General features: G+C 69.8%; 28 protein-coding genes and 1 pseudogene. 15 read left to right on the forward strand and 14 right to left on the reverse strand.

Annotated features, from left to right (window positions below; all coding sequences use genetic code 11):
- The first annotated feature begins 37 nt into the window (after positions 1 to 37).
- Positions 38 to 1,030 (forward strand): ATP-binding cassette domain-containing protein, encoded by a 993-nt coding sequence (locus IZR01_RS08555; protein WP_194923510.1) that lies wholly within the window; start codon positions 38 to 40, stop codon positions 1,028 to 1,030.
- Positions 1,031 to 1,054: 24 nt separating this feature from the next.
- Positions 1,055 to 1,903, forward strand: a complete 849-nt coding sequence (locus IZR01_RS08560) for an ABC transporter permease (RefSeq protein WP_194923511.1) — start codon at positions 1,055 to 1,057, stop codon at positions 1,901 to 1,903.
- Between the two features lie 15 nt (positions 1,904 to 1,918).
- On the opposite strand, the gene IZR01_RS08565 is transcribed toward IZR01_RS08560, so the two are convergent.
- Together IZR01_RS08565 and IZR01_RS08570 are read right to left on the reverse strand one after the other, a co-directional pair.
- On the reverse strand, positions 1,919 to 2,722 hold the full coding sequence (locus IZR01_RS08565; RefSeq protein WP_323746951.1) for a neprosin family prolyl endopeptidase: 804 nt from the start codon (positions 2,720 to 2,722) through the stop codon (positions 1,919 to 1,921).
- Between the two features lie 329 nt (positions 2,723 to 3,051).
- Complete coding sequence (locus IZR01_RS08570) at positions 3,052 to 3,981, reverse strand: NADP-dependent oxidoreductase (protein WP_194894389.1); 930 nt, start codon at positions 3,979 to 3,981, stop codon at positions 3,052 to 3,054.
- A 100-nt stretch (positions 3,982 to 4,081) separates the two neighbouring features.
- Here IZR01_RS08570 and IZR01_RS08575 point away from each other — a divergent pair, with 100 nt between their 5' ends.
- Positions 4,082 to 4,651 (forward strand): TetR/AcrR family transcriptional regulator, encoded by a 570-nt coding sequence (locus IZR01_RS08575; RefSeq protein WP_194923512.1) that lies wholly within the window; start codon positions 4,082 to 4,084, stop codon positions 4,649 to 4,651.
- A gap of 60 nt (positions 4,652 to 4,711) precedes the next feature.
- Here the strand turns inward: IZR01_RS08575 and IZR01_RS08580 are convergent, their stop codons facing one another.
- A complete protein-coding gene (locus IZR01_RS08580; protein WP_194923513.1) occupies positions 4,712 to 5,806 on the reverse strand; it encodes a winged helix DNA-binding domain-containing protein in 1,095 nt (364 codons plus the stop codon).
- Positions 5,807 to 5,925: 119 nt separating this feature from the next.
- A complete protein-coding gene (locus IZR01_RS50175) occupies positions 5,926 to 6,174 on the reverse strand; it encodes an SDR family oxidoreductase (RefSeq protein WP_323746952.1) in 249 nt (82 codons plus the stop codon).
- Here IZR01_RS50175 and IZR01_RS08585 point away from each other — a divergent pair.
- The gene (locus IZR01_RS08585) at positions 6,067 to 6,366 is read left to right on the forward strand and encodes a MarR family winged helix-turn-helix transcriptional regulator (RefSeq protein ID WP_228559058.1); all 300 of its coding nucleotides are present in this window, start codon (positions 6,067 to 6,069) and stop codon (positions 6,364 to 6,366) included. The genes IZR01_RS50175 and IZR01_RS08585 overlap by 108 nt on opposite strands.
- Positions 6,367 to 6,379: 13 nt before the next feature.
- Here the strand turns inward: IZR01_RS08585 and IZR01_RS08590 are convergent, their stop codons facing one another.
- The gene (locus tag IZR01_RS08590) at positions 6,380 to 6,955 is read right to left on the reverse strand and encodes a HutD/Ves family protein (RefSeq protein ID WP_194923514.1); all 576 of its coding nucleotides are present in this window, start codon (positions 6,953 to 6,955) and stop codon (positions 6,380 to 6,382) included.
- A gap of 258 nt (positions 6,956 to 7,213) precedes the next feature.
- On the opposite strand from IZR01_RS08590, the gene IZR01_RS08595 reads away from it, so the two are divergent.
- Both IZR01_RS08595 and IZR01_RS08600 read left to right on the forward strand, forming a co-directional pair.
- The gene (locus IZR01_RS08595; RefSeq protein WP_194923515.1) at positions 7,214 to 9,490 is read left to right on the forward strand and encodes an MMPL family transporter; all 2,277 of its coding nucleotides are present in this window, start codon (positions 7,214 to 7,216) and stop codon (positions 9,488 to 9,490) included.
- A 119-nt stretch (positions 9,491 to 9,609) separates the two neighbouring features.
- A complete protein-coding gene (locus IZR01_RS08600; protein ID WP_228559059.1) occupies positions 9,610 to 9,861 on the forward strand; it encodes a hypothetical protein in 252 nt (83 codons plus the stop codon).
- Between the two features lie 95 nt (positions 9,862 to 9,956).
- Here the strand turns inward: IZR01_RS08600 and IZR01_RS08605 are convergent, their stop codons facing one another.
- Both IZR01_RS08605 and IZR01_RS08610 read right to left on the reverse strand, forming a co-directional pair.
- Positions 9,957 to 10,808 (reverse strand): hypothetical protein, encoded by an 852-nt coding sequence (locus IZR01_RS08605; RefSeq protein ID WP_194923516.1) that lies wholly within the window; start codon positions 10,806 to 10,808, stop codon positions 9,957 to 9,959.
- Between the two features lie 56 nt (positions 10,809 to 10,864).
- On the reverse strand, positions 10,865 to 11,464 hold the full coding sequence (locus IZR01_RS08610) for a papain-like cysteine protease family protein (RefSeq protein ID WP_194894383.1): 600 nt from the start codon (positions 11,462 to 11,464) through the stop codon (positions 10,865 to 10,867).
- Positions 11,465 to 11,616: 152 nt separating this feature from the next.
- On the opposite strand from IZR01_RS08610, the gene IZR01_RS08615 reads away from it, so the two are divergent.
- The gene (locus tag IZR01_RS08615; protein WP_194894382.1) at positions 11,617 to 12,555 is read left to right on the forward strand and encodes a helix-turn-helix domain-containing protein; all 939 of its coding nucleotides are present in this window, start codon (positions 11,617 to 11,619) and stop codon (positions 12,553 to 12,555) included.
- A 103-nt stretch (positions 12,556 to 12,658) separates the two neighbouring features.
- Positions 12,659 to 13,006 carry a hypothetical protein gene (locus tag IZR01_RS08620; protein WP_228554595.1) on the forward strand — a complete coding sequence of 116 codons (348 nt, stop codon included), beginning with the start codon at positions 12,659 to 12,661 and terminating at the stop codon, positions 13,004 to 13,006.
- 110 nt (positions 13,007 to 13,116) lie between these two features.
- Here the strand turns inward: IZR01_RS08620 and msrA are convergent, their stop codons facing one another.
- The 5 genes from msrA to IZR01_RS08645 all read right to left on the reverse strand — a co-directional run bounded on the left by msrA (position 13,117) and on the right by IZR01_RS08645 (position 19,256).
- Positions 13,117 to 13,620: a peptide-methionine (S)-S-oxide reductase MsrA gene (gene msrA, locus IZR01_RS08625; RefSeq protein WP_194894381.1), complete on the reverse strand. Its 504-nt coding sequence runs from the start codon at positions 13,618 to 13,620 to the stop codon at positions 13,117 to 13,119.
- A gap of 71 nt (positions 13,621 to 13,691) precedes the next feature.
- A complete protein-coding gene (locus tag IZR01_RS08630) occupies positions 13,692 to 15,050 on the reverse strand; it encodes an MFS transporter (RefSeq protein WP_194923517.1) in 1,359 nt (452 codons plus the stop codon).
- Positions 15,047 to 15,643 (reverse strand): ArsR/SmtB family transcription factor, encoded by a 597-nt coding sequence (locus IZR01_RS08635; protein ID WP_194894380.1) that lies wholly within the window; start codon positions 15,641 to 15,643, stop codon positions 15,047 to 15,049. The genes IZR01_RS08630 and IZR01_RS08635 overlap by 4 nt, the downstream gene beginning before the upstream one ends.
- Positions 15,644 to 15,788: 145 nt before the next feature.
- Entirely contained in the window at positions 15,789 to 17,828 is a 2,040-nt protein-coding gene (locus IZR01_RS08640; protein ID WP_323746953.1) for a putative Ig domain-containing protein, read from the reverse strand.
- A 285-nt stretch (positions 17,829 to 18,113) separates the two neighbouring features.
- Entirely contained in the window at positions 18,114 to 19,256 is a 1,143-nt protein-coding gene (locus IZR01_RS08645) for an FAD-dependent oxidoreductase (protein ID WP_194923518.1), read from the reverse strand.
- Between the two features lie 109 nt (positions 19,257 to 19,365).
- On the opposite strand from IZR01_RS08645, the gene IZR01_RS08650 reads away from it, so the two are divergent.
- The 5 genes from IZR01_RS08650 to IZR01_RS08670 all read left to right on the forward strand — a co-directional run bounded on the left by IZR01_RS08650 (position 19,366) and on the right by IZR01_RS08670 (position 22,959).
- Positions 19,366 to 19,905, forward strand: a complete 540-nt coding sequence (locus IZR01_RS08650) for a TetR/AcrR family transcriptional regulator C-terminal domain-containing protein (protein ID WP_194923519.1) — start codon at positions 19,366 to 19,368, stop codon at positions 19,903 to 19,905.
- A 216-nt stretch (positions 19,906 to 20,121) separates the two neighbouring features.
- Positions 20,122 to 20,541, forward strand: a complete 420-nt coding sequence (locus tag IZR01_RS08655) for a Dabb family protein (protein WP_194894377.1) — start codon at positions 20,122 to 20,124, stop codon at positions 20,539 to 20,541.
- Between the two features lie 196 nt (positions 20,542 to 20,737).
- Positions 20,738 to 21,292 (forward strand): SigE family RNA polymerase sigma factor, encoded by a 555-nt coding sequence (locus IZR01_RS08660; RefSeq protein ID WP_194894376.1) that lies wholly within the window; start codon positions 20,738 to 20,740, stop codon positions 21,290 to 21,292.
- A gap of 6 nt (positions 21,293 to 21,298) precedes the next feature.
- On the forward strand, positions 21,299 to 22,363 hold the full coding sequence (locus IZR01_RS08665; protein ID WP_194894375.1) for a hypothetical protein: 1,065 nt from the start codon (positions 21,299 to 21,301) through the stop codon (positions 22,361 to 22,363).
- Between the two features lie 29 nt (positions 22,364 to 22,392).
- Positions 22,393 to 22,959: a hypothetical protein gene (locus IZR01_RS08670; RefSeq protein ID WP_194894374.1), complete on the forward strand. Its 567-nt coding sequence runs from the start codon at positions 22,393 to 22,395 to the stop codon at positions 22,957 to 22,959.
- 13 nt (positions 22,960 to 22,972) lie between these two features.
- Here IZR01_RS08670 and IZR01_RS08675 read toward each other — a convergent pair whose 3' ends face one another.
- Both IZR01_RS08675 and IZR01_RS08680 read right to left on the reverse strand, forming a co-directional pair.
- Complete coding sequence (locus tag IZR01_RS08675; protein WP_194923520.1) at positions 22,973 to 23,584, reverse strand: GNAT family N-acetyltransferase; 612 nt, start codon at positions 23,582 to 23,584, stop codon at positions 22,973 to 22,975.
- A gap of 247 nt (positions 23,585 to 23,831) precedes the next feature.
- Complete coding sequence (locus tag IZR01_RS08680) at positions 23,832 to 24,452, reverse strand: MFS transporter (protein ID WP_194923521.1); 621 nt, start codon at positions 24,450 to 24,452, stop codon at positions 23,832 to 23,834.
- An 8-nt stretch (positions 24,453 to 24,460) separates the two neighbouring features.
- Here IZR01_RS08680 and IZR01_RS08685 point away from each other — a divergent pair.
- Positions 24,461 to 24,634 (forward strand): annotated as a pseudogene (locus IZR01_RS08685) (helix-turn-helix domain-containing protein); the annotation flags it as partial.
- 86 nt (positions 24,635 to 24,720) lie between these two features.
- The gene (locus tag IZR01_RS08690; RefSeq protein ID WP_194923523.1) at positions 24,721 to 25,371 is read left to right on the forward strand and encodes a TetR/AcrR family transcriptional regulator; all 651 of its coding nucleotides are present in this window, start codon (positions 24,721 to 24,723) and stop codon (positions 25,369 to 25,371) included.
- The last annotated feature ends 29 nt before the right edge of the window (positions 25,372 to 25,400 follow it).

Below are 25,400 nucleotides of genomic sequence, written 5' to 3' on the forward strand. Positions count from 1 at the left end.
CGATCCGCCGCCATGCCTCGCGAGGGGATCACCGTTCATGAATCCACCATCCGACCTGGCTATTCACGCCACCGGCCTGACCAAGCACTTCGGCGGCACGCACGCCGTGGACAACCTGGAACTCGCCATCCCGAAGGGATGCGTCTACGGCTTCCTCGGACCGAACGGCGCCGGCAAGACCACCACCGTGCGCATGCTCGCCACCCTGCTGCGGCCGGACGCCGGGACCGCGAGCGTGCTGGGCCTGGACACCGTCCGCCAAGCCGAATCAGTGCGCGAACGTATCGCGCTGACCGGCCAGTTCGCCGCGCTCGACCAGGACCTGACCGGCGCCGAGAACCTGACCGTCGCCGCCCGGCTGCTCGGCTACCGGCCCCGCGCCGCGCGGATCCGCGCCGCGGAACTGCTGTCCGGGTTCGGGCTGGACGATGCCGCGCCCCGGCAGGTCAAGACATACTCCGGCGGGATGCGGCGGCGCCTGGACATCGCCGCCAGTCTGGTCGCCACTCCGGAGGTGCTGTTTCTGGACGAGCCGACGACCGGGTTGGATCCGGCCAGCCGCAACCAGGTTTGGGCGACAATCAGAGCCCTGGCCAACGCTGGCACCACAGTCCTGTTGACGACGCAATACCTTGCCGAGGCCGACGAGTTGGCGTCCCGCGTCGCCGTCATCGACCACGGCCACCTGATCGCCGAGGGCTCCCCGGGCGAACTGCGTGCCGCCGGCGGAACCGGTCGGCTGCGGCTGCGCTTGGCCGATGCCGAGCGGCGCCCGGATGCCGCCGAACTGCTGCACCGTTTGCTGGGCGGCTCCGGGTCAGGCTCCGGATCCGGATCGGTCGAAGCAGCCGGCTCCGATCCCGCCGACGTCACGGTCGCCGTCGCCGACGCGGCACGCGCCACCGAGGCGATCGCCGAACTCAGCCGCGGCGGCATCGCTCTCACGGGCTTCAGCCTGGACCAACCCAGCCTGGAAGAAGTGTTCCTGGCCCTGACTACGACTGCCGCACCCGCCGCGGCGGCGTCCTAACCAAGGCGAGCACCGGAGGTTCGCATGACCCTGACACCTACCGCCGACACGCCGAACGCGACCCAACCGGCGCCACGGCCACTAGCCACGATTCTCGCCGCGCAGCGCCCACCTCGCCCCACCGCATGGGCCGCCTGCCGCGTCTTCGCCTGGCGGGCACTGCTGAAGATCCGGCACGTCCCGGAACAGCTCTCTGACGTGATCGCCGTACCGATCATCTTCACCTTGCTGTTCACGTACCTGTTCGGCGGCGCGCTGGCCGGCTCCACGCACCGCTACCTGCAAACCCTGCTGCCCGGAACCCTCGTCATGGCCGTGCTGCTGGCCACCATGTACACCGGCATCAACCTCAACACCGACCACGCGGCCGGCGTCTACGACCGCTTCCGCACCCTGCCGATCTGGCGTCCCGCCCCGATCATCGGCGCGCTCCTCGGCGACACCGCGCGCTATCTGCTCGCCTCCGCGCTCGTCGTCGGGCTCGGCCTGGCGCTCGGGTTCCGGCCGCACGGCGGGGCCGTCGGCGTCGGTATCGGCGTGGCGCTGGTGGTCGCGTTCGCCCTGGCGCTGTCGTGGGTGTTCTGTTGGCTCGGCCTGGTCCTGCGCACGCCGAACGCCGTGACGAACCTGGCGTTCCTGGTGCTGTTCCCGCTGACCATGGCCAGCAACACCTTCGTCGACCCGCACACCCTGCCCGGTTGGCTGCGCGCCGTCGTCGACGCCAACCCCGTCTCCCACTTGGTCGCCGCCACCCGCGACGCCATGGCCGGGACGGCGAGCGGCACGCAGGTGGGCGCGGTACTGCTTACGGCACTCGCGACGATCGCGGTGTTCGCACCACTGACCATGCACGCCTACAACCGCAAGAGCTGAGATCGAAGCCAAGACCTAGCAGGCGCCGGGACCCCCGAGACTGAACGACGTCCCGGTCACCGAGCCGTAGTTGTACGAGTTCGGGTCGGTCGCCGAAACCTGGAACTCCGGCTGATCGGTCGCCCCGAAGAGCTTGTAGCCGGATATCGACGACGCCCCGTTCTTACTGCCGAAGACGCCGTTCCCCATCTGCGTGCAACTGGGTTCCTTGTCCGCGGACACTTCACCGAACGCCGATATGACCTGAGCGCTGGTGAAGGCCCCGCTCCATGCGGACTCGGGGAAGTAGCCGAAGGCGACGTCGTTGTAGTAGGCCCACCAGTTCCCCTGGTTGAAGCGAAGCCCGAACGTGCCCGTCCTACCCGGGGCCAGCGCCATACCGGCGGTCACCGAAGTCGACACCTGGACGAAGCCGCAGCCGTTGTAGCAGGTCTGATGGCCGTTGATCCAGTGGTAGACGAACAGGTGGGGCTGATAGTCGCCGTTGGCACCCGGGTCGACGGTCCACCCGATCTCTATGGTGTTCGCGGTGGTGGTGTCATCAGAGTTCTGCAATGAGAGTTCTTGGAGCGAGTGACCGTCAGCTGCGACATTCGCCGGCGAGGCCTGCTCCATGTTCACCGATGCCCCGGTTGTGTCGGTGTACTGCCGGCCGGTGACGTAGCTGTAGCAGGCCCCGTACCAACACTTCCCGGTCTCGCTGCCGCTCGGCGGCGCCGCGGTCGGGCTTGAGGAGTCCGCAGTGCTGGGCGGGGTGGAGGAGTCCGTGTCGCTAGGCAGGCTGGAGGAGTCCGTATCGCTGGGCGGGGTCGCGGACACACTCCTGGACGCACTCGGGGACGCGCTCGGGGACGGCGTGCTAGTCGACGGGGAAACAGACGCACTCGATGACGTCACAGACCCCGCCGGCGGCACCGCCGCACCCGGCACGGTGGCCGACGACGCGCAAGCACTGAGCCCGACCGTCGACACCACAAGGACGGCCAGGGCGACAGATGCCTTGACGTTCATGTGTTTCCTCCCCAAGAACGAACGTGGCGCTCACCCACTATGACGCCCGACGTCCCGGCAGGTTGCCCCGCCCCCAGCGCACCGACCGCAGGCTACCCAAAGCGACCGACCGCTCACCACGACTCACACCACGCGACTCACATCACGATCAAGACCTTGCCGTGCACGTGCCGCCCGGCCTGCAACTCCACGGCGGCGCGCACCTGCTCCATCGGGAACGTGGCGGCGATCGGCACGGTGATCGTACCGTCGATGATCGCCCCGGTGATCCGCCCCAGGGCCTCCGGACCGGCCTCGGCGCCGCCGGTCGCGCGCACCCCGCCGGGCGGGTTCGGGCCCGCGGCGATCGTGGAGATCCGCTCGGCCGGCACGCCGAGTTCGAGCGCGGCCTCGGCGGCCTCGGTGCCGAACAGGTCGGTCGCCGCCGCGATCCCGCCGGGCGCCGACGCGCGCACCCGATCGGCCAGGCCCGGTCCGTACGCCACCGGCTCGGCGCCGAGCTCGCGCAGGAAGTCGAACGTACTGGGCGAGGCGGTGCCGATCACCCGGGCGCCGGCGAGCTTCGCGAGCTGCACCGCGAACACGCCGACGCCGCCGGACGCGCCGCCGATCAGAACGGTCTGGCCGGCGCGCACGTCGATCGCCTCCAACGCGGCCGCGGCCGTCATGCCGGGCGTGGGCACCGCGCTCGCCAACTGGTCGCTGAGCCCTTGGGGCGTGTGGAACAGCGCGTCCACCGACGTGGAGGGAACGCTCACGATCGCGAAGTCGGCGACGGCCTTCGCCATCGCGCCGCCGAAGACGCGGTCGCCGGCGGCGAAGCCCTCGACGCCGGGCCCGACCTCGTCGACGACCCCGGCGAAGTCATACCCGAAACCGGCCGGCACGCTGACCCCGAACATGCCCGCCACCTGCGGCGTCGAGGAGATCAGCCAGTCCATCGGGTTCAGTCCGGCGGCCTTCACCGCGATCCGGACCTGACCCGGCCCGGCGTGCGGCTCGGCGACCTCGCGCAGCTCCAGAACGTCGGGGCCGCCGAACTTCTCGTAAATGACAGCACGGCTCATGACGACCTCCAAAGGGTGGGAAGCCCCGTGACGGGACTTTGTCCCATCACTGTAGCACCGGCGATGGGACCAAGTCCCGTAGGTCCCGTAGACTGTCGCCATGACCCGGTGGAAACCGAACGCCGCAGACCGCCTCGCCGCCGCCGCCCTGGACCTGTTCGAGGAGCACGGCTACGAGAACACGACTGTGATCGAGATCGCACAGCGCGCCGGCCTGACCAAAAGCACCTTCTTCCGGCACTTCCAGGACAAACGGGAAGTCCTGTTCGGCGGCGACACGATGGCCCGGCTCCTCATCGACGGGATCACCGCGGCCCCGGCCACAGCCACCCCGCTCCAAGCCGTCGCCCACGCCTTCGACAGCGTCGGCGAGCTCGTCTTCACCCCCGAACGCCGCGGGTTCAGCACCCGCAGGCGCGCGGTGATCGCCGCCAACCCGGAGCTGCGCGAGCGCGAAGCGCGCAAGGGGCGCGACCTGACCACGTCGATCGCCGACGCGCTCGTTCAACGCGGCATACCCGACCTCACCGCACGCGTGACAGCGGAGCTGGGGGCACTGGCCATGGCCATCGCCTACGAGCAGTGGAGCGACACGGCCGAGGTCGAGCAGTTCGGGGACGCCGCGCGGCAGGCGCTCGACGAGGTGCGCGCGGCCGCGAACCAGGGCTGAGCCACGTCGCGTCACTCTGTGCCACGGCGCGCGCCGTCACACCGTCCCACCCTCACACCGTCACTCAGTGCGGCTCACGATCGCACCCTCGATGCCTTCGTCGAGAAACTCGATCAAATCCCGGGCCTCGGCGTGGACGGCTTCTTGTTCAGAGGCGGTGAGCATTCGCAAAGGGCTGATATCGAGTCGGTGATCTCGGACAGCCCAGGTCGCGGCAACGCGTCCGTCGACCAGAACGACCCGGTGCCCCGCGACGGACAAGCCGAGATGCGCGTCGTCGATGATGCGACTGCGATCGTGGTAGCCGAGGATCGCGTTGTCGAAGGCCGGCAGGAACCTGACAGGGGCAGGCGTATCGGGGTCGGGGCGCGGTGCGTCGGGCAGGTCGAGCAGTTCGCGACCGTTCTCGTCCCGGAACGCGACGAGCTCGTCCCGGACCGCTTTCACCGCCGCGGGCAGCCCGGCCAGGCCGCACCAGGCACGGAGATCCGAGGTGCTGGCCGGACCGTAGGCGGCGAGGTAGCGGCGGAGCAGTTGCTGCCCGACGGGATCGGCATCGTCCGCGGGCAGCGGCGCGACGTCCCGCTCCAGCCACGCGGCCAACGGCAGGTTGCGCACGCCGGCACGCTGATGCCACAGACCGCGAGGCGGCAGCTGTGCCATGGGGATGAGGGCCACGACGAGCAGTTCGCCGAGTGCCCGGCGCGGTGAGCCCGACCGGCCGTCATCAACGGCTTGCACGAGCTCGCTCATAGTGCGAGGCCTTCCGTCAGCCATAACCGCACGGCCCACAGCGGCGACCTCCTCCACGTCGATGGCGGCCAGTTCGCTCCGGTAGGTGCCCAGCACCCGCTGGCGCAGCATGGCGTCGTGGCGAGCCCGCCAGGCGAGCGCGTCATCGGCGGTGACCAGGTGGACGGTGCGGCGCATCAGGTGAGTACGCACCACCGCGCGCCCGGTCAGCGCGTCATCAAGGTACTGAGACCGGAAGCCCGCCACCCGCGACCACAGCCCGACGAACGGTTCCTGCGGCTCCTGCGCCTGAAGTCCGCACAGGTGGGACACGGCCTCGACCGCGGAGGCCGCGCCGCGCTCCAGCAGGTGTTGGCGAGCGAGCGTGGCGCGATTGAGCGCGCGGTTGTCGAGGACGCTCACAATCCTTCTCCGCCCAATGCTTCTCCGCCGCTGCTCATGGTGACCGCCTCTTTCCGTTGCCGGCGGTCCCACTATGGCCGCAGTAGAGGTCAGCTTCTGGCCTCTACTGCGGCGGCTCGTCAGAGCAACGCCCCGCCGGTGGCGTCGATCGTCTGGCCGGTCACCCACCCCGCGTCGGCGGAGACCAGGAACGCGACGATCCCCGCCACGTCATCGGGAACCCCGAGCCGGTTCAGCGGCGAGCGGGCAGCGACGGCGGCTTGCGCGGCCTCGTCGGTACGGAGCCACGAGGCTCGTGCGAACCGTCCAACGTCACCTACGTCGTCGACCGGCTGGCGCGCCTCGGTCTGGTGGAGCGCCAGCCCCATCCCAACGACCGCCGTGCCAAGCAGCTGGTGCTCACCGACAGCGGGAGCAAGGTCCGCGACGACCTGCTCGCGAGTCTGGTCGTGGACTCGCCGCTGGAAGGGCTGAGCGCGAGTCAGCAACGGCAGCTGAACGACCTGCTCCTGCTGGCCATCAACGACGCGCCCAATCCCAAGACGCGCGCCAGGCGATGACTACGGAAGAGCCTTAGTCGGCTCTGCGCTGATCGACCCTGAGCTCGGCGAGCAAACCGTTCCCGGTGACAGTGACGCTGCCGGACGCATCCACCAGCACCGCGTCCAAGGCGTCCATCGCCACTCCCCCATCGAGCGCCAGCCCGCCGGTCAGCGCGACCAGAACCACCGCCTCGCCGCTGTCCCGCGCCGTCACCTGATGCGCCCCGGCCACCTCCGCCGTGCGTGAAGTCCCGACCGCATGCCCGCGTCCCATCATCAGGTTCAGTGCCCGGGCCGGGCCCGCGGGCAGGCGGCAGGTGGTGACGGCGTCGCCGGAGAAGGCGAGCGTGTCGGTTTTGGAGAGTCGGTGAGGCGTCCCGTCGACGTCGAGGAACAGCTCGGTCCCGCCGATCAGCATGATGACGCGGTCGATCCCGGGGAACGCGGAGAACGGCCCATCCGCTTCGATCTCGGCGATGCTCGCCGACCAGCCGAGGTCATCGTTCGTGGCGGCGGCCGGCACCCGGGCCAGAACGCGCATGACCCCGCCGCCGTTCTTCCACGGCACGGCTTTCAGCTCTGACCAGCGCACCAACGTCTGTGACATGGCGGCATGCTATCGAGCCCGCCGGATCTGTCGGCGTACATCTCGTAGGCCATACCTCCGATACCTCCCATACCTCCCGTGCGTCCCGCATCCCATCCGGGCGGCTCGCACGCACTGGGTCTAACAGCCCTGTTAGGGGTGTACCTATGTACACCGTCAACACACCATCTAGCCCTATGTCTCGCTGACCTGGTCTTTTCTACCGTTGAGGACGTACCGGTGACCGACACCGGTGATACCGAGGGGGTAGGAGTGACGATGGCTCGCGAACGCAGCGTCGCCGCCGCGCTGGGCGGCTGGAGCGCAAGACATCGGAAGACCGCCGTGTTCGGCTGGCTCCTGTTCGTGGTGCTGGCGACGATGGTCGGCGGGGCGGTCGGCCAGCACAGCCTGACCGACGCCCAGAACGGCGTCGGATCCTCGGCCCAGGCGCTACAGATCCTGCAGAACGCGGGTCTGTCCGACCCGGCTTCGGAGATGGTGCTGGTGCACAGCGCCTCCCAGAGCGCCGACGCGGCGCCGTTCCGGACGGCCGTCAACGCGGTCGTCTCCGGCGTGCAGGGCACCGGCCAGACCACATCGATACAGAACCCTTACAGCGCCGGCCTGATCTCCAAGGACGGGCACTACGCGCTGGTCACCTTCGACGTCGTCGGTGACCCGGACAAGGCGGCCGATCACGCGCAACCCATCCTCGACGCCGTCGCCAAGGCCCGGGCCCAGAACCCTGACATGCGGTTCGACGAGTTCGGCGACGCCTCCGGGCAGAAGTGGCTGAACGACTCGCTGGGCAACGACTTCAAACGCGCCGAGTGGACCGCGGTGCCGCTGGCCTTCGGCATCCTGCTGGCCACCTTCGGCGCGCTGCTCGCCGCCGTGCTGCCGGTGTTGCTGGCGGTGACCGCGTTCGTCGCCGCGCTCGGGCTGCTCGACCTCATCTCGCACGCGATCCCGGTGGCCTCGACGTCGACCTCGGTGATGCTCCTGATGGGCCTGGCCGTCGGCGTCGACTACTGCTTGTTCTACCTGCGCCGGGAACGCCAGGAGCGCGCGGCCGGCCGGGACCCGCAGGAGGCGCTGCGGATCGCCGCGGCCACCTCCGGGCACTCGGTACTGGTCTCCGGCATCACGGTGATGGTCGCGATGGCCGGGATGTTCCTGACCGGCATGCACATCTTCGACGGCTTCGCCCTGGCGACCATCCTGGTGGTGGCCATCGCGATGCTCGGTTCGGTCACCGTGCTCCCGGCGTTGCTGTCCATGCTCGGCGACAAGATCGACTGGGGGCGCCGCAAGAAGAACCGGCAGCACCGGACCGACCGTCAGGCCCGCCTGGCCCGGCAGTCCCAGGTGGCCGACCCGGCCGCCGCGAACGGCGGCCGGCTGTGGAACGCGACCATGGCCAAGGTGCTCAACCACCCCAAGCCCTTCGCCGCCCTGGCCGTCGGGGTGCTGGTCGTCCTGGCGATCCCGGCGCTCGGGATGAAGACCGAGTCGCTGAACGTCAACAAGCTGCTCCCGGCCACCAATCCGATCGTCCAGACCTACAACGAGATCAGCGCCGAGTTCCCGGCCAGCCCGGCGCCCGGCATGGTGGTCGTGCAGACCCCCGACGTGAACGCGCCCGCCGTCGCCCAGGCCGTGGCCGCCTTCAAGAGCCAGGCCGCCGCGGCCGGCGCGCTCGGTGCCGGCCCGGTCCAGGTGACGCCGTACCCCGCGCAGCACGTCCTCAAGGTCCTGTTCCCGATCGCCGGACGGGACGCCGACACCAAGGCCGTCGACGCGATCACGAAGATCAGCCACACGATCGTCCCGCACACCTTCGGCGCCCTGCCGAACACCACAGCCGCGACCGGCGGGTCGCTGGCCCTGAGCACCGACTTCAACCGCCAGCTGACCCACAGCCTGCTGCCGGTGTTCGTGTTCGTGGTCTCCGTCACCTTCCTGCTGATGCTCATCGCTTTCCGCAGCTGGGTGATCGCGGCCACCGCGATCGTGCTCAACCTGCTGTCCACGGCCGCGGCCTACGGGGTGATGGTCGCCGTCTTCCAACACGGCTGGGGCGCCAGCCTGGTCGGCACCACGGCCATCGGCACACTCGAAGCCTGGATCCCGCTGTTCGTGTTCGTGGTCCTGTTCGGCCTGAGCATGGACTACCACGTGTTCGTGGTCTCCAGGATCCGCGAGGCCCGGGAGCGCGGCCTGAGCACCAAGGACGCGGTCGCGCACGGACTGCGCGCCACCGCCGGCGCCATCACCAGCGCCGCGGCGATCATGGTGGCGGTGTTCGCGGTCTTCGGCACGCTCGACATGCAGGACTTCAAGCAACTCGGCGTGGGCCTGGGCGTCGCGATCCTGCTGGACGCCACGGTGATCCGCGTGGTGCTGCTGCCGACGGTGATGATCCTGCTCGGCGAGCGGAACTGGCGCCGGCGCGACCGCAGGCCGGCGGCGCCGGCGCCGGGACCGGCGGTGCCGTTCCGGCCGGAGGCTGCCGGTGGTTCGGCGCCGATCGAGGCCGGGCGTCTGCGGTAGGACGGCTGGGCACGACTGGATACCCGAAGTTGTGAAGGTCTGAAGGTGTGGAGCGCTCGGCCGGGTCATCCGGCCCGGGCGCTTCACGGCGTCGTGGTCTCCTGCTCCGGGACATCTGGGTGGGCCTGGGCCTGCTGGTCCTGGCCCGCGCCACCGTCACGCTGCGCGACGGACGCCTGATCACGAAGGGCGAAGCGCTGACGGAACTGCTGGCGCTCGGGGCACCTGCCGACGTGGTCCGCGACATCCGCGATCGGCGCTATTCGGATCCCGAGGCGATCGGCCGATTGCGGCGCATCCGGCGCGCGATGCGGGCCCGCGCTTTTGTGCGGCGCGGGATCAAGCGCGCGCTGGCGAAACCAGGCGATTGACTGCCGTCCGTCGGCGATACATTCAACCGGGCCGACAGAGATCCCCAACCCTGTCGACCCGGCTTCCTCAGCTGCTATCAGTTCCTATGCCGCTCCTAAGCCGCGATCACCTCCCGCCGCCGGGTCCGCCGGTACATGACGAACCACGCGCCGCCCGCGCCCGCGGCCGCCAGTGCGGCGGTGCCGGCGAGGATCGCGGTGGTGTCCGAGGCGGACCCCGATGTCTTGCCGAGGGCCGGGTTGCTGGGCTGGAAGCCGCCGGCGATGCCCGCGTGGTCGTAGGCGCTGCCGGGGAGTTTGTCGGCGTAGCGGGAGCGGACGAGCTTGTGGTAGTCGGCCAGGGGCATGCCCTGCGGGCCGACGGACTGGCGTGCGGTGGCGTCGAGGGGCAGGACCTTTCCGGCGATCAGTTGGTACCAGGCGCCTATCTGTGGCTCTTCGAATACCGTTCCGCCGGGGCGGGTTTGGGCGGCGTAGGAGGTTTCGTCAGAGCCCTGAGCTATGTTCACGACCTTCCAGGTGGTGCCGACCTTCGCCGCCCACACTGAGGCGTGCGTGCCGGAGGTGCCGACCGCGTCGGTGGCGAGGAAGGCCAGGGTCGCGACCGGGGAGGCGGTGCCGGCCCGGGACGGGTCGGCGACGAAGGCCGCGTCGAGGTAGTAGACCGGGAGGGTGGCGCTGTCCAGGCGTGGGGCCAGGGCTGCGGCGGCTGCTTCCTGTTGTTGCATGGTGCCCTGCGGCTTCTGGCCACCGGCGGCCAGGAAGCGGCCGACCGTGTCCAGGGTGGCGGTCGCGGCGGAGTGGGCGGCGGCGACGTCGACGCCGCTGGGGGCCGTCGGCGCCGGGGCGGTGGCTGCCAGCGTCGGCGCGACGGCCGTCGATGCCGAGGCCGTCGCGGCGGTCCCGGCGGTCAGCCCGGCGAGGCCGGACGCGACCGCGAACGTCATCAGAGTTCTGCGAAGATTTCTACGAAGAGTTCTGCGAAGCATGGTCCCGTTCCCCCTCACGCGCCGATGTAGTCGAGCGAGTGCGTCCACTCGAAGGAGTTGTTGCTGACGTAGTAGTTGTAATCGCCCCAGTTGTAGCGATTGTCCGACGGCCACGGGTCGCCCCAGTACACCCAGTTCTGGCTCTGGTCGTAGCCGTAGAGGACCTCCATGTGGCCGCCGCCGGACGACCACTGGATGCGGGCCATCACCGGACGTCCGGCGTCGATCTCCCGGATGACCGCCGAGTAGTACAGGTAGCCGGTGACGTAGTTCCCCGGCGAGATACCGATCGTCGAGAACGCGGTCTGGTCGTCGGACAGCGACGCCTCGTCGTTGGCGCAGGAGGCGTTGGTGTTGTTGCCGAACGCCATGTCGCAGAACTGGTTCTGCGAGTAGTCGTGGCCGTAGAAGGCCGCGACCGTGTCGCCGGAGGCGGCCCAGCACCAGTTCGACGCCTGCTGTGTCTGCATCGAGATGTTCAGCTGGTTCGCGGTGGACGCGGACGCGGCGGGTACCGCCACGAAGGCGAGGAGCGAGAGGATGGCGGCGAGCGCCGCCACGGCCCGGATGTGGCGGGTCCGCTTGGTGGGCGGAATACCGGGTGTGGGTGACACGCTGGACTCCTTTCGAGTCTGTCCGTGCGGGGTGGTGGCGTGAGCGTATGGGCAGGTGGCGAGGCTGCCCAGAACGCGATCGGCGGTGGCGGGGACATCGTGAAGGCTCTCGCCTTGACAGGATTCTTAAATCGGCGCTTGCCTGGATATCTGTGAATGTTCACACCGGCGCGGCCCGGGCCGCCGCCGCGAATCTGTCGGCGGTCCTGCGTACCGGGCCGTTCGAGGAAGCGCTGCGCGTGGCGATCGCGGCGCGCGGTCTTTCGCTGGAACGGCTCCGCAGCCACCTGTCGGCCCGAGGCATCCAGGTGGGTGCGGCGACGCTGAGCTACTGGCAGAACGGCCATCGGCGCCCGGAGCGGCCCGATTCGCTGCGCGCGGTCTCGGCGTTGGAGGAGATCCTGGGACTGCCCCCGGACGCCCTGCTCGTCCTGCTCGGCCCGCGCCGTCCGCGCGGCCCGGCGGTCGGTCTGCCGCAGGGCTCGCGCGGCTACCGGCAGCTGATGCCGGCGTGGCCGGCCGTCGAGGGGCTGATCGCGTCGCTGGACACGACCGCCGACGACAAGCTGCACATCGCGGCGCAGCACGAACTGGTGTGGATCGACGGCCACCGGTCGTGCGCGCGCCGCGAGGTCTTCCAGGTCCTGCGGGCCCACCAGGACGGCGTCGACCGCTACATCGCGATCGTGACCGCGGACCCGGGAGCCGACATCTCGCTGGTCAGCGTGCGGGCGCTGGAGAACTGCCGGGTAGGGCGGGTCCGCCGGGACGCGGACGCCGGGGTGCTGGTATGCGAGCTCTTATTCGACCTCGTCCTGCGCACCGGGCAGACGCACCTGATCCGCTACGAAGTGCTCGACGAGTCGGACGCGGAGTGCGACGACTATCACCGCGGCTTCCGGTTCCCGGCCGGGCAGTACGCGCTCCAGGTCCGGTTCGATCCGGAGCAGCTCCCGGTGGCGTGCTTCTCATATCAGGGGCATGAGATACGGGAGCTGACGATGACCGGGTACCGGTCGGTGCACGTGAACGTCGCGCCGGTGCCGTCGGGACGCGTCGGGATCCGCTGGGAGTGGGACGGGGCTGCGTGATCCGGCCGCTGCGCAGGGCGCGCGCGGGCTGAGTGATCGGAGACCACAACCGTTCTCTGGACGTAGGCTAGGCCGCCGCTATCAGGACTCTGGAGGCTGTCTCGTGAGGATCTTCCGTTTCGACCGCGCCGAGCGGCCCATAGCGGCCTACGACAGCGTCGGGCTGGTCGCGACGCGGATCGCCGCCGGGGAAGGGCGGATGCGGCTCACCTGCTTGACCGTCGAGGCGGGCGGGGTCATCGGCACCCATCAAGCGCCCAGTTCGCAGATGTTCCTCGTCACGGCCGGAGCAGGTTGGGTCGCGGGAGCCGACGGGGTCCGGACCGAGATCCGCACCGGTGAAGGCGTGGTCTGGGACGAGGGTGAGATCCACACCTCAGGTACCGATGGCGGCCTGACGGCGCTGGTCGTCGAAGGAGCGCCGCTCGCGCTGTTCGAGCCGGAGGCATAGGGCCCGGAGGGATAGGGCCTGGAGAGATGAGGCCCGGAGGCACAGGCCATAGTGCACGACGGCCGGTCGCAGGGACACCGCAGTCCCCATGACCGGCCGGAGTTCGTGCCTCAGGCCGCGCGCCGCGGCAGCTTCCAGTTCGCGCGCGGGTAGTGGCAGGTGTAGCCGTCCGGGTACCGCTGTAGGTAGTCCTGGTGCTCCGGCTCGGCGTCCCAGAAGTCCCCGGCCGGGGTGACCTCGGTGACGACCTTGCCCGGCCACAGCCCGGAGGCCTCGACGTCCGCGATGGTGTCCACGGCGACGCGCTTCTGCTCGTCGTTCAGGTAGTAGATCGCCGAGCGGTAGCTGCGGCCCAGGTCGTTGCCCTGGCGGTCCACCGTCGTCGGGTCGTGGATCTGGAAGAAGAACTCCAGCAGCGCCCGGTAGTCGGTCTCCTCCGGGTTGTAGACGATCTCGATCGACTCCGCGTGGTCACCGTGGTTACGGTAGGTCGCGTTCGGCGTGTCCCCGCCGGAGTACCCGACGCGGGTGGAAACGACACCAGGCTCGCGGCGGAGCAGTTCCTCCATGCCCCAGAAGCAGCCTCCGGCGAGAATCGCCTTCTCGGTGGCCATCGCTGTTCCTCTTCCTTCGCGGGTCAGTATGTGCTTTCGGTGGTCTCCACCTATAACAACAGGGTAGGCGCTCATGCTTCCCATGTCGTGACGTGCTGGCCGCGGGACCGGTGGCTTGCGGGCCGCACCGCGGTGGGCAGGTCGCGCTGGCGCGCGAGCGGCCCGATCAGCAGGACCGCGCAGGACGCGACCAGCAGCCCGGCCGTCGCCCACAAAGTGGCGCGCAATCCGATCACGGCGCCGAGGCCGCCGCCAAGCAGGCCCCCGACCGGAATGCTGCTGTGGTTGATGGTCATCGCGAACGTGATGACGCGGCTGACCATCTCCGGCGGCGCGTACCGCTGCCGGAAGCTGGCGAAGACCACGTTGCCCGCGACGGTCCCGGCCACCAAGGCCAGGGATCCGATGACGAACAGCGCCACACCCGGGCCCGGCGAGGCCAGGGGGATCAGGAAGGCGAACGGGGTGGCCACCAGCTGCACCGCGACCGTGCCGCGCGCGGTGCCGAAACGCCGGCACAGCGGGTGCACGAGCCAGGCGCCGAGAATCCCGCCGAGCGCCCCGGCCGCGGCCAGCGGGCCCACCAAACCGGCTCGGACGTGCAGGTCGCGGACGAGGTAGAGGACCACGATCGACTGATACGCGGCCAGGGCGAGGTTGGCGGCGGCGCCGAAGGCGGTGATCGCTCGGAGGTAGGGGTCCCGGACGACGAATCGGAAGCCGTCCGCGACCTCGGTGCGTAGTGAGCGTGAGCGTTGGGAGGCATCGGGCGAATCCAGCCCGATCTGAGGACTATCGCGCCGGGGCTTGATGAGGACCAAAGTGACCGCCGAGATCACGAACGTCGCCGCGTCGGCCATGAGCCCGGAGACCACCCCGAACACCTGGGCCGCCAAGCCACCCGCGCCGGGACCGACCACCTGCGCGACCGAAGCACTCCCCAGGAGTTTCGCGTTGGCCTCGATCAGGTCGCCGGCGCCGACCAGTTCCGGCAGATAGACCTGGTACGCCGACATGAAGAAGACCGAGCCGGTACCTGAGACCACTGCGACGACCAGAAGATAGGTCTCGGTGAGCGTGTGCGTCCACGCGGCTATCGGCACGCTGACGAAGACCACAGCCATCGCCACATCGCACGAGATCATCAGCGTGCGTCGGGGTATCCGTCCGACCCACACCCCGGCCGGAAGGCCGAGCACCAGCCACGGGAGCCATATCGCCGCCATCAACAAGCCCACCGCCAGCGGGCCAGCGTGCAGGTCGACCACGGCCACGAGAGGTAGCGCGACAGCCGTGATGCTGCTGCCCGCGCTGCTGATCGTCTGACCGCTCCACAGCAAGCGGAAGTCGTGGTCCGACAGCAGGCCCCAGCGTGGCCGGCCTGCGCCGTCGACGGCGGAGAGGTCGAGCGCTACGACTCTCGCGGTCACGGTGCGGTCGGCACGACGTGTCCGAAGACCAACACCGACTCACGGTCCTGCGAATCGTCCGGCACGGCCCGGTGTGACCAGGTGTCGAACAGGGCCATCAGCTGCGCCCCGAACTCGCGGGCCTCCTCGGGGCTCAACCGCAGCCACGCCTCGGTCGAGAGCGAACCGAGTTCCCGCCACGGCGCCGAATACCCCGCCCGGCGTGCGGGCCACGACCGCGCGGCCGCCAGCTGCCGATCCAGCAGGAGCGAGCCCGCGGCATCGGCGACGGCGGCATCGGCCGGACTCCCCTGGAAATCGGCACGCGCCCACAGCACGTCCGCGGAAGTGGCCCGCCACCAACGCTCCCGCCGATCCCGTGCCAACTCGGGGACGTCCTGGACCAGGCGGGCATCGGCGAGCACGCGCACGTGATGACTGACGTTGCCGGCCGCTTCACCGGTCCGCTCCGCGAGCATCCCCACCGTCGCCGGGCCGTCCGCTTCCAGCACGTCCAGGATCTGCCGGCGCAGCGGGTGGGTCAGCGCGGCCAGCACTCGGGTGTCGGAGATCTTGCGCGGGTCGGAGATCTTGCGCGGGGAGTCATCTGCCATGCCCGTATCGTACAAGAGCTCTTGTGCAATGGCTATTGTGCAAGAGCTCTTGTCTATATCGATGGCAAAAGGCCAGGTCAGAAGATCTCTGACCTGGCCGGTCAAGCACAACCGCGCTCAACCACTCACCGTGGCGAGCCCCGCCTCAGCAAGCGCCGTTGTCCGTCCACACCGCCCACGATCCCGGCGCGCCCGGGGTGGCCCCGGTCGAGTACCAGGTGGACGTGTACTTGTGGCCGCTGTAGGAGACCACGTCACCCGGCACATACGAGGTGCTCGCGCTCCACGCGGTCAGGCCGGTGCAGCCGCCGGAGCCGCCGCTGACGGTCCAGGTGAAGGCGGCGGTGCCGGTGGCCGTTCCGGAGGTCGCGGTGACGGTGACCGTGAAGGTGCCGGCCGCGGTCGGGGTTCCGGAGATCAGACCGCTGGTGCTGATCGACAGTCCGGCCGGGAGCCCAGTGCCGGTGTAGGTCAGTGCCTTGCCCGCCGAGTCGGTCGCCGAGATCTGCAACGACGCGGCGGTGCCGACGGTGCCGGACTGGCTGCCCGGGTTGGCCACCGAGACCGTCTCAGTACCCGAACCCGTGACGGTCCAGGTGAAGGTGGTCGAGCCGTGGGCGGTGGCGGAACTCGCGGTAACGGTCACCGAGTACGTGCCGGCGGTCGTCGCGGTTCCGGAGATCCGGCCGCTGGTGCTGATCGACAGTCCGGCGGGGAGCCCGGTGCCGGTGTAGGTCAGTGCCTTGCCGGCCGAGTCGGTGGCCGAGATCTGGAGTGAGGCCGAGGCCCCGACCGCGGTGCTCTGGTTCCCGGGGTTCGTCACCAACACGGTCTCGGCGGTCGAGCCCGCGCTGAAGCCGGAGGTGCCGTTGGGGGTGCCCCAGCCGGTCGGGCCGTCATAGCCGGCCTGCGCGGTGCAGAAGTAGGCCGGCGAGCAGGTGCCGTTGCTGCCGGTGGTGACGTCGTTGAAGCTGCCGGTGTGGTTGTACGGGTACTGAGCCGCGATGTCGCCGGAGTTCGGCGCGCCGGCCAGCGCCCAGACGGAGGCGACGATCGGCGAGGCCGCCGAGGTGCCGCCGTAGACGGACCAGCCGGACCCGCCGTAGGTCTGGTAGACCGCCACGCCGGTGGCCGGGTCGGCGACCGCGGAGACGTCGGCCTCCATGCGCGTGGAGCAGCCGGTGTCGTGCTGCCACGACGGCTTCGGGTCGTACGCGGAGCACCCTGAGCCGGTGCCCTCCGTGGAGCTGGTCTCCCAGACCGACTCGCTCCACCCGCGGCTGCCGCCGCCCCGGGTCAGCGAGGTGCCGCCGACCGCCGTCACGTACTGCGACGTCGCCGGGTACTCCGCGCCGTAGGCCGAGTCACCGGTGCTGGCGGTGATCGCCACGCCCGGGTGGTGGAAGTAGCTGGAGTCCGAGGAGGTGTCCGAGCCGTCCTCGGAACCGCCGTAGCTGTTGGACACGAACTTCGCACCCTGCGCCACCGCCTGGTTGACCCCAGTGCCCAGGTCGCTCATGTTCGCCGAGGTCGCCTCGACCAGCACGATGTGGCACTGCGGGCAGATCGCCGAGACCATGTCCAGGTCCAGGGATATCTCCCCGGCCCAGCCGGTGTCGGAGGTCGGGTAGTTGGTGCCGCCGTTCTCGTCGACCTTCTTGAAGCAGCCGTTGGCGGTGGTGCAGGCGGGCAGCCCGAAGTTGGAGCGGTACGCCGCCAGGTCGCTCTCGGCGTTCGGGTCGTCCTGCGCGTCCACGATGCCGACGGTCTGCCCCGCGCCGCCGCCGGCCGGCAGGTTGTAGGCGCTGGTCAGGTCCGACGGACCGTAGCCGGAGACCGCCGCGGGCACGGCGGTGGCGCGGTGGGCGGGCACGTCGGTGCGGCGCAGCGCCAGACATGCCATCTGGCCTTGCCGCGTCGGGGCGGCGCAGGAGCGGACGTAGTCCGTCGCCTGGTGCGCGGCGGCGGAGGTGGCTGTGGAACCGGTCGCCGTCGAACCCGTGGCGGAAGTGGCCGAACCGGCGACGAAAGTGGCGGTCGAACCGGTGGCGGAGGCGGCGGTCACGGTGGCCGCGGCGGCCGGACCGCCCAACCCGCCCCAGACCAGCACAGCCGCGGCGCCCAAGGCCGCCAACCGCGCGGTCCACCCGGATCGCGTGCGTGACGCCGAGCGAATCTTGTCCACTCGGACTCCTTTCCAAGGCAAGGGGACACCGGGCTCGCGGCATGCCGCGAGCCTTCCGTCCTGGACAGGGAATCGGCGGTCGGCCGCCAGAGGTGACCGGCCGCCCCGCTGAGCGCACCGTATTCGCCACCAATGGTCTAGACAACGTATCCGAACCCTGACTAGGTCCTTGACTTGGCTGAGCCTCAGGACACCGCTACGCCACCGGACCCTTGTCCGGGCGTACTCGACCCTTGCGATCGTGCGCGGGACCTGATCGCGAGGCCGTCAGGCCGTCAGGGCCGACTACGGCTTCGCGACGTAGGCCGGGAGCGCTTCGAGACTGAAGCGCACCGCTTCGGCGCCGTACTCGAGCATCTGCGTCTCGTAGTCGCCGACCGCGTCCAGCAGGCTCCGGGAACCCGCGGCGGCCGGGATCAGGCTGCGGCGGAGCAGGTCGGCGTCACGCAGGGCGGTGTTCGCGCCGTTGCCCCCGGTCGGGGAGGTGGCGTGGATGGCGTCGCCCAGGAGCGTGACCGGTCCGCGGGCCCAGCGCTCGCGCGGCTCGACGACCCGGATCGACAGCAGGGTGCTGTTATCGGTGTCGGCCTGCTCGATGAGCGCCCGCAGATCCGGGTGCCAGCCCTGGATCCGGGACAGGACGGCCTGCTGCGGGGTCTCCTCGCCCAGCGAGCTGTTCGGCGGCAGGATCATGGCCCAGCGCACGTAGTCGCCGGTGTCCGGGAGCCTCACCTCGGGCGCCAGCTCCTCGGCCGCCTGCTTCGGCGGGATGCCGAAGCGCATCGCGCCGAGCAGCAGGCTGACTCCGTCGCCGGCGATCTTCGCGCCCCAGGCGTGCGACAGGGCCGCGAACTGCTCGGTCATCGGGGTGCGGCCGATGACGAAGCGGACGCCGGTGTCGGTCGGGACGGTCTGCGGCGTCAGCAACGCGCGGACGGCGGAGTTGACGCCGTCCGCACCGACGAGCAGGTCGGCGGGGGCCGGGCTGGCGCCCTGCGCGAAGTGGGCCTGGACCTTGGCGGCTTCGCCGTCCTTGCCGTCCTTGCCGTCCAGCACGTCGTAGCCGGTCAGCGCGGCGCCGGTGTGCACGTCGAGCCCGGTGAGCAGCAGGTGCCGCAGCACGTGCCGGTCGACGACGAGGCCGGACCGGGCCGGGCCGAGTTCGCCGACCTTGTTCAGCTGGGTGTCCAGGATCAGCCGCTCGACGCGGGTGTCGTCCACGATCGCGTCCAGCAGCGGATGCCAGCGCGACGGCAGACAGCCGTGCAGCGCCTCGAAGCCGGTCGGGCTCAGCACCAGCCGGTAACCCTGGAACCGCGCGGTGATCGCCGGATCCCGCTCGTACACGTCGACGTCGATGCCGGCGCCTCGCAGGCCCTGCGCCAGGCACAGCCCACCCAGACCGGCCCCGATCACGGAAACTCGCATCACACACCTCCTGAAGAGCACGCTTGAACACTGCTCAAGTTACTTGGACACTGTTCAATTGGCAAGTCCAGGGCATGATTCACCGCGTGATTCATGACATGATCTGGGCATGCGGTTAACCCCGGCGGTGGTGTTGGACGCCACGATCACGCTCCTGGACGAGGCCGGACTCGACGCCTTCTCCACCCGCAAACTCGCCACCCGCCTCGGCGTCCGCGTGGGCGCGCTGTACTGGCACTACCCGAGCCGCCAGGCCCTGCTGGACGCGGTGGCCGAGCAGATCATCGCCGAGGCGTCCGCCGCCCCGATCCCCGACGGCGACTGGCCCCGGCAGGCCGGCGCGATGATCCACGCCCTGCGCGACGCGATGCTCGCGCACGCCGACGGGGCCCGGATCCTCGTCGAGATGGACACCCCCGGCCCGAACGCACAGGCCTACATCGAACGACTCCGAGGGCTCCTCACGGCCGCGGGTCTGGACCCCGCCACCGCCGAGAACGCCGCCGACGTGCTGACCAGCTATCTGAACGGCTACACGATCGAGGAACAGGCGCACAAGGCGGGCCAGCAGCGGGCCGCGGCCGATCGCGGGTTCGAATTCGGGTTGAACGTGGTGTTCGCCGGGCTGCGGACTATCGCCGCCGAGTAAGGCCACCGGTTCTAGGCGGCGAGTAAGACCGCCGGTTCTGGGCCGCGAGTCGTCACCCCAGGCGTCGTCGAGATGGCCCGCCCCATATGAGAGCACTGATTGAGTGCTCTGTTTCCATGCGCACGCCCTCGCCCTTGACAAGCAGGCCGTAACGAGCACACACTCTAGTTACAGCTTCTAACGAACACTACTAGCTCAAGCGCAAGGGGAAGCACCATGATCTACCACGGCAACCGCCTCACCATCAAGCCCGGCGTCGCCCCCGAAGACCTCGAAGCCGCGCTGGAGAGCCTGCGCAACCAGGGCCGCGTGATCCCGGCCGTGAAGTCCTTCGTCGTCGGGCCCGACTTCGGGGGCGACTTCGAGTGGGGCGCGGTGTTCGTCATCGAAGACCTCGACGGCTACTGGGAATACCTGATGCACCCGGCGCACGCGCACACCGACGAGATCGGGCTTCCGCTCGTGGAACGCTTCGAGTCCTTCGACGTGACCGACGACCCGGACCCCGAGATCGGCGAGAAGATCGCCGAGCTGCACCGGAAGCGCTACGCGGCCCGTCCCGAACTCACCAAGCTCGTCACGGATCTGCCCTCCTACCAGGGCAGCGGTGCACCGGCCAAGTCCGGCCGCGAATAGCACCGCACGCCGAACACCGAGGCCGGCACCCCGCCGGCGTGATCGGACCTGGAGCATCGGACCTGGAGCACACATGATCTGCCCCACCGATGCAACCTGAAGGCCCCCGGCTCAGTCACAGTTCTTCAGACAAGGGCGCGATCGGTAGCCGGTAGCGCCGGGGGTCGGGGAAACCGGGTAGGAGCTGCGGACGTAGATGGACGGCTTGGACGAGTTCACCACTTTCGCGCACGCCCAGCAGGGGCGCCTGCGACGTCTGGCCTTCCTGCTGTGCGGGGATTGGAACGACGCGCAGGACCTCGCGCAGACCACGCTCCTCAATCTCTGCCTGCATTGGAACCGCGTCCGTCGCGCCGATGCGCTCGACGCGTACGCCCACAAGGCGCTCATCCACGCCTACCTGAGTGATCGCAAGAAGTACCAACGGGATCGGGCGCGCGCCACGGACTTCAGTGTGAAGGCCGAGCGCGACTTCTCCTCCCGTCCGCCGGAGCTGCCGGAGCTCCGGTTGGCGTTGTTGTCCGCCCTGGACAAGCTCGCTCCACGCGGCCGTGCCGTGCTGGTGCTGCGCTTCTGGGAGGACCTGAGCGTGGAGGCGACGGCCGCCGCGCTCAGCTGCTCGACCGGCAACGTCAAGAGCCAGACCTCGCGCGCCCTGGCCAGGCTGCGCGAGATCCTCGGCGACTCCTTGCTGGACGCCGACGACCTGACACCGATCCGGCCCGCACGACCGGCCGCCCAGAACGGATGACCAGAGATGACCGAGCGCATTCGCCAGATCTTCGAAGCCACCCTGCACGACGAACCGCCCCTGGTCGACATCGTGGCCGGGGCGGTCCAGGGGGCGCAGCTCAAGCGGCGCAAGCAGCGCCGCGACCGGATCGCCATGGCCGTCTCGCCGCTGGCCCTGCTCGCGCTCGGCGTGGGGGCGTACGCCGTCCTGCCCGGCTTCGGTTCCTCGACCGGCGGCGACAAAAACGCTTCCACTTCCGCATCGGCGCCGAGCACCACCGCGGTCTTCCCGCCGGTGGCCACTGACCAGCCGCTGAACGCGACGCCGGCGGTCCACCAGGCCGCCGTCCGGCTGTGCGGCAAGGACTGGTCCAAGTCGCTGGCCCCGATCAGCACGAACATGATGCCCAACACCCAGCAGCAAGCCGTCGACATGTGCGTGATGACCGGCGAGACGCTGATGACGCTGATGCCGCAGGCGACGGTGACGCTCCCGGACGCCCCGGACCTCAGCATGACGGGCGGCCCCGGGGAACAGTGGGTGGTGAAGACCGCCGCCGGACGGACCCAGCTCGGCATCCGTTACCTGTGGCCCGACAGCGCCTACGAGAAGAAGCACTACGGCCCCTTCGACCAGTGCCAGCCGAACCCGGTCGACAACCCGCCGGCGACCACCGTCCCCGGACCGAACGGCTCGCCGTTCCCGATGCGGGACCTGAACGCCGGGCACAACCAGTACTGCCTCCAGACCCGACCGGCCCAGCAGTTCTACGGCGCCCTCACGATCGACGAGACAGCCGGCACCGTCGGGTACAGCGTCCAGAACCCCGACTACGGCCGCTACCTGATCAGCACCGCGACCGTCTCCGTCCCGGTGTCCAGCAAGCCAACCAGCGGCTCGTATGGGGAGGAGGGCGGGATGTACATCATCCAGGACTCCAGCGTGCCGGCCGCGATGTCCCCGGAGCAGTTCGCGAAGGTGTTCCTGGACCCCCGTTTCAACGACTACCTGAGCCGCTTCGAGAACTACGTCCTCACGCACGCGACGGCCGATTCGTTCGCGGTGTCAGGGTCGAAACCCGTGGGGTAGTCGTTGAATCCGTCGGCCATACTGTGCGCATGCCAGACGACGACGGTGGGGCCGAGCCCGCGCTGCTGGCGTTCGGGGTCGCGGCCAACGTGCGGCGGGAACTCGGGCGGGGCGACGGCGGCCTGGACATCCAGCGCGGGACCAAGCATTTCGCGGCCGGGGCGAAGGTGTGGGTTCTGCCGCCGAGCTGGGGCGACGGCGGGGTGCAGGTCGGGGTGGTCGGGCGGCACCGGGGAAGCCGCGGGCCGTACATCCTGCTGGTGATGCCGCGTCGGCACCTGGAGAACTTCCGGGTGCAGGGCGTGTACAGCCCCACTCTGCTCACCGCGATGACCAAGCCGATGCGGCAACGGGAAAGGTCGTTCGGGACATGGGACGACCGCGAGAGCGCCGAGCAGGCTGTGGCGACGTGGAACCAGCCGACCATGCCGGCCCACTTCGATCAGCCGCCTGGTTGGGATTACGTCCCGGACCCGCCGCCGATGGAACTGGAACGCAAAGAAGTGTTGTTCTTCCTCGCGCACTTCAACGCCAACCGGGCCTGGTATTCCTCGCAGCCGCCTCCGCACGAGCCCGGAGCCGCGGCATTTGATTGACCGTCTGACTCCATCACGACATGGTGAGATGAGTCAGCGTCTCGAATTGCCTGGCCCCGAACGATTCGAACAGCGGCCGGGACATCGGGCTGTTCTCGCTGATGGCGTAGCGGGCCCCGTCGGCGACAGCGTCCCTGAGCCGCGAGGCGACCAGGGCGCGGTAGTAGCCACTGCGCCGGCTCCGTTCCGGAACCGAGCCGCCGAGCAGCACCACGTGATCGCCGATCCTGATGTTGTGGCCGGTCGCGACGCCCTCGCCGTTCAGCTCCAGCACATAGCCGGTGACGCCGGGCGCGTCGAGCAGCGGGGGCTGAACGAGCAGCTCCGCCATCTCTCTCGGCACCCCGAACCCGGCCGCCATGGCCGCCGCGAGTACGTCGTACTCCGCACCGTGCACCACACGCACCTTGGCGCCCGGCGGGAGGGCGGTGGGAAGCGTCGGCAGGAGCTCGGCGTCCCACAGCAGCAGCGGGGTCTCTTCCGGAACGGTCATCCCGTAGCGGGCGGCCAGATCCCGCAGGTCCGGGTCGACCTCCCCGCGTACCTGGATGCTCCAGCGCACGTCTTTCGCGGCCAGTTCGCTGGCGAACTCGTCCACTTCGGCCAGCACTCGTTTCGGCTGCACGTAGACCATGTTGAGGTTCGGCGAGGGTATACCTGTGAAGACCAACCTCGTGCCCGAGTTACCTTGCCGCGTATAGCCACCGGGCAAAGTATCTCCGTACGTCGACATCGCCGCGTAGAACGCGTCCATTGTCGTTTCCGGTACGGCCGCATCGTTTTCCCGCGTCATGATTGATCCTCTCATGATGCGAGATACGCACCGGTTGAACCTCAACGCATGAGCCTCAACGCAATACCGGGTCGCCTGCCTACCGCCGCAGCAGCAGCCAGCTCGCCATCCAGCCCGCGGTAACGACCGTGGCCCCGCCCGCCACCGCCATCGCCGGGCCGGTGCCGACCAGACCGGCGACGGCACCGACCAGAACCGGCCCGATCCCTTGCAGGGTCATGAGGCCGGAGCTGACCAGCCCGAAAGCCTGGCCCTGGTTGTCGGCCGGCAGCGCGTCGAGGAACGGGCGCTGCAAGCCGATCGCGTAAGAGAAGCCGGTGCTGGAGGCCAGGAGAAGCAGGGCACAGACAGGTGCCGACGGATCGGCGGCGAGGCCGAGCAACGGCAGTCCCAGCCACACGGCCAGCGGCACCACCAGCGCCTCGCGCAGCGCGGGCCGCAACAGGCGGCCCACCACCAGATCGCCGAGCAGCATGCCGCTCGGGCCGCAGGCCAGGAGCAGGCTGTAGGTGCCGGCGGCGAAGCCTCGCTGGCCCGCGTAGGAGACGACCAGGCCTTCAGCCCCCGCCATGAATCCGCTGGGCAGCCACTGCGCCAGGATCAGACGGCGCACGGTACGATCGCGCGCCAGCCGGCGCGCGCCGGACCAGCTGGCTGCCAGCACCGCGCGATCTGTCCCGGTGTCCGGCTCGCTATCCATCTCGCCGCCCGGCCGGCACCACCCACCTGGCGCGCACCGTGGGCATGACGACCGGCGCTGTCGGCGACCACCTGGCGGTCATGCGGCGCGCCGGGCTCGTCGCCCGCGCCCGCGACGGTCGGGTCGTGCTCTACGCGCGGACGGCGCTCGGGGACGCCTTGGCCGTCTCGGCGAATGACTGAGTACACCGTGTACACCGTCGGTCCAGGTAGACTGCGAGGGTAGCGGACGCCAGCGTCCACTTAGTGGAAGCGAGAACGCGAGAACCATGCCCGGAGAAGCGACTCACAAGGAACCCGAGCCCCGCCTTCGCGCCGACGCCCGGGAGAACCGCGACCGCATCCTGGACGCCGCCCGCTCCCTGTTCGCCGAGCGCGGCCTGGAAGCCTCGATGCGCGAGGTGGCACGCTACGCCGAAGTGGGTCCGGCGACCCTCTACCGGCGCTTCCCGACAAAGCAGGCACTCATCGACGACGTGTTCGCCGACGAGGTACGCGCCTGCCGCCAGATCGTCGTCGACGGCTGCGCCGACCCGGATCCCTGGCACGGGTTCGCGTCCGTCATCGAGCAGCTGACCATCCTGAACGTGCAGAACCAGGGCTTCGTCGACGCCTTCATGTCGGCCAACCCGCACTCCCCGGCGTTCGCCCACCACCGCGCGGCACTCGTAAGCCGCCTCCGCACGCTCGTCACCCGAGCCAAGCGCACCGGGCAGCTACGCCACGACTTCGTCCTCGACGATCTGAACCTGATCCTGCTGGCCTGCCGTGGACTGTCGGCGACCGCCCCCGCCAACCGAACACTCGCCGCCCGCCGCTTCGCCGCCCTGGCGCTGGACGGCTTCCGGGCTAGCGAGACGAACGGCACTTTGCCGCGAACGCCTCGGCTGGTTGAGGAGGCGATTCGCGGGGCTGGCTGAGCGGGCGGCTGGGGGCTGGCGTGCTGGGG

The sequence above is a fragment of the Catenulispora pinisilvae genome, assembly GCF_015356865.1.
Lineage (GTDB): Bacteria > Actinomycetota > Actinomycetes > Streptomycetales > Catenulisporaceae > Catenulispora > Catenulispora pinisilvae.

Bases quoted from the DNA above. Each gene is read 5' to 3' on its own strand.
- IZR01_RS08575 (WP_194923512.1), top strand. From the start codon at position 4,082: ATGACCCGGTGGAAACCGAACGCCGCAGACCGCCTCGCCGCCGCCGCC.
- IZR01_RS08665 (WP_194894375.1), top strand. From the start codon at position 21,299: ATGACCGAGCGCATTCGCCAGATCTTCGAAGCCACCCTGCACGACGAA.
- IZR01_RS08605 (WP_194923516.1), bottom strand. From the start codon at position 10,808: ATGACGTTCGCGGTCGCGTCCGGCCTCGCCGGGCTGACCGCCGGGACC.
- IZR01_RS08645 (WP_194923518.1), bottom strand. From the start codon at position 19,256: ATGCGAGTTTCCGTGATCGGGGCCGGTCTGGGTGGGCTGTGCCTGGCG.
- IZR01_RS08570 (WP_194894389.1), bottom strand. From the start codon at position 3,981: ATGAGCCGTGCTGTCATTTACGAGAAGTTCGGCGGCCCCGACGTTCTG.
- IZR01_RS08555 (WP_194923510.1), top strand. From the start codon at position 38: ATGAATCCACCATCCGACCTGGCTATTCACGCCACCGGCCTGACCAAG.
- IZR01_RS08680 (WP_194923521.1), bottom strand. From the start codon at position 24,452: ATGGATAGCGAGCCGGACACCGGGACAGATCGCGCGGTGCTGGCAGCC.
- IZR01_RS08590 (WP_194923514.1), bottom strand. From the start codon at position 6,955: ATGTCACAGACGTTGGTGCGCTGGTCAGAGCTGAAAGCCGTGCCGTGG.
- IZR01_RS08595 (WP_194923515.1), top strand. From the start codon at position 7,214: ATGGCTCGCGAACGCAGCGTCGCCGCCGCGCTGGGCGGCTGGAGCGCA.
- IZR01_RS08660 (WP_194894376.1), top strand. From the start codon at position 20,738: ATGGACGGCTTGGACGAGTTCACCACTTTCGCGCACGCCCAGCAGGGG.
- IZR01_RS08635 (WP_194894380.1), bottom strand. From the start codon at position 15,643: ATGGCAGATGACTCCCCGCGCAAGATCTCCGACCCGCGCAAGATCTCC.
- msrA (WP_194894381.1), bottom strand. From the start codon at position 13,620: ATGGCCACCGAGAAGGCGATTCTCGCCGGAGGCTGCTTCTGGGGCATG.
- IZR01_RS08650 (WP_194923519.1), top strand. From the start codon at position 19,366: ATGCGGTTAACCCCGGCGGTGGTGTTGGACGCCACGATCACGCTCCTG.
- IZR01_RS08560 (WP_194923511.1), top strand. From the start codon at position 1,055: ATGACCCTGACACCTACCGCCGACACGCCGAACGCGACCCAACCGGCG.
- IZR01_RS08690 (WP_194923523.1), top strand. From the start codon at position 24,721: ATGCCCGGAGAAGCGACTCACAAGGAACCCGAGCCCCGCCTTCGCGCC.
- IZR01_RS50175 (WP_323746952.1), bottom strand. From the start codon at position 6,174: ATGGGGCTGGCGCTCCACCAGACCGAGGCGCGCCAGCCGGTCGACGAC.
- IZR01_RS08670 (WP_194894374.1), top strand. From the start codon at position 22,393: ATGCCAGACGACGACGGTGGGGCCGAGCCCGCGCTGCTGGCGTTCGGG.
- IZR01_RS08655 (WP_194894377.1), top strand. From the start codon at position 20,122: ATGATCTACCACGGCAACCGCCTCACCATCAAGCCCGGCGTCGCCCCC.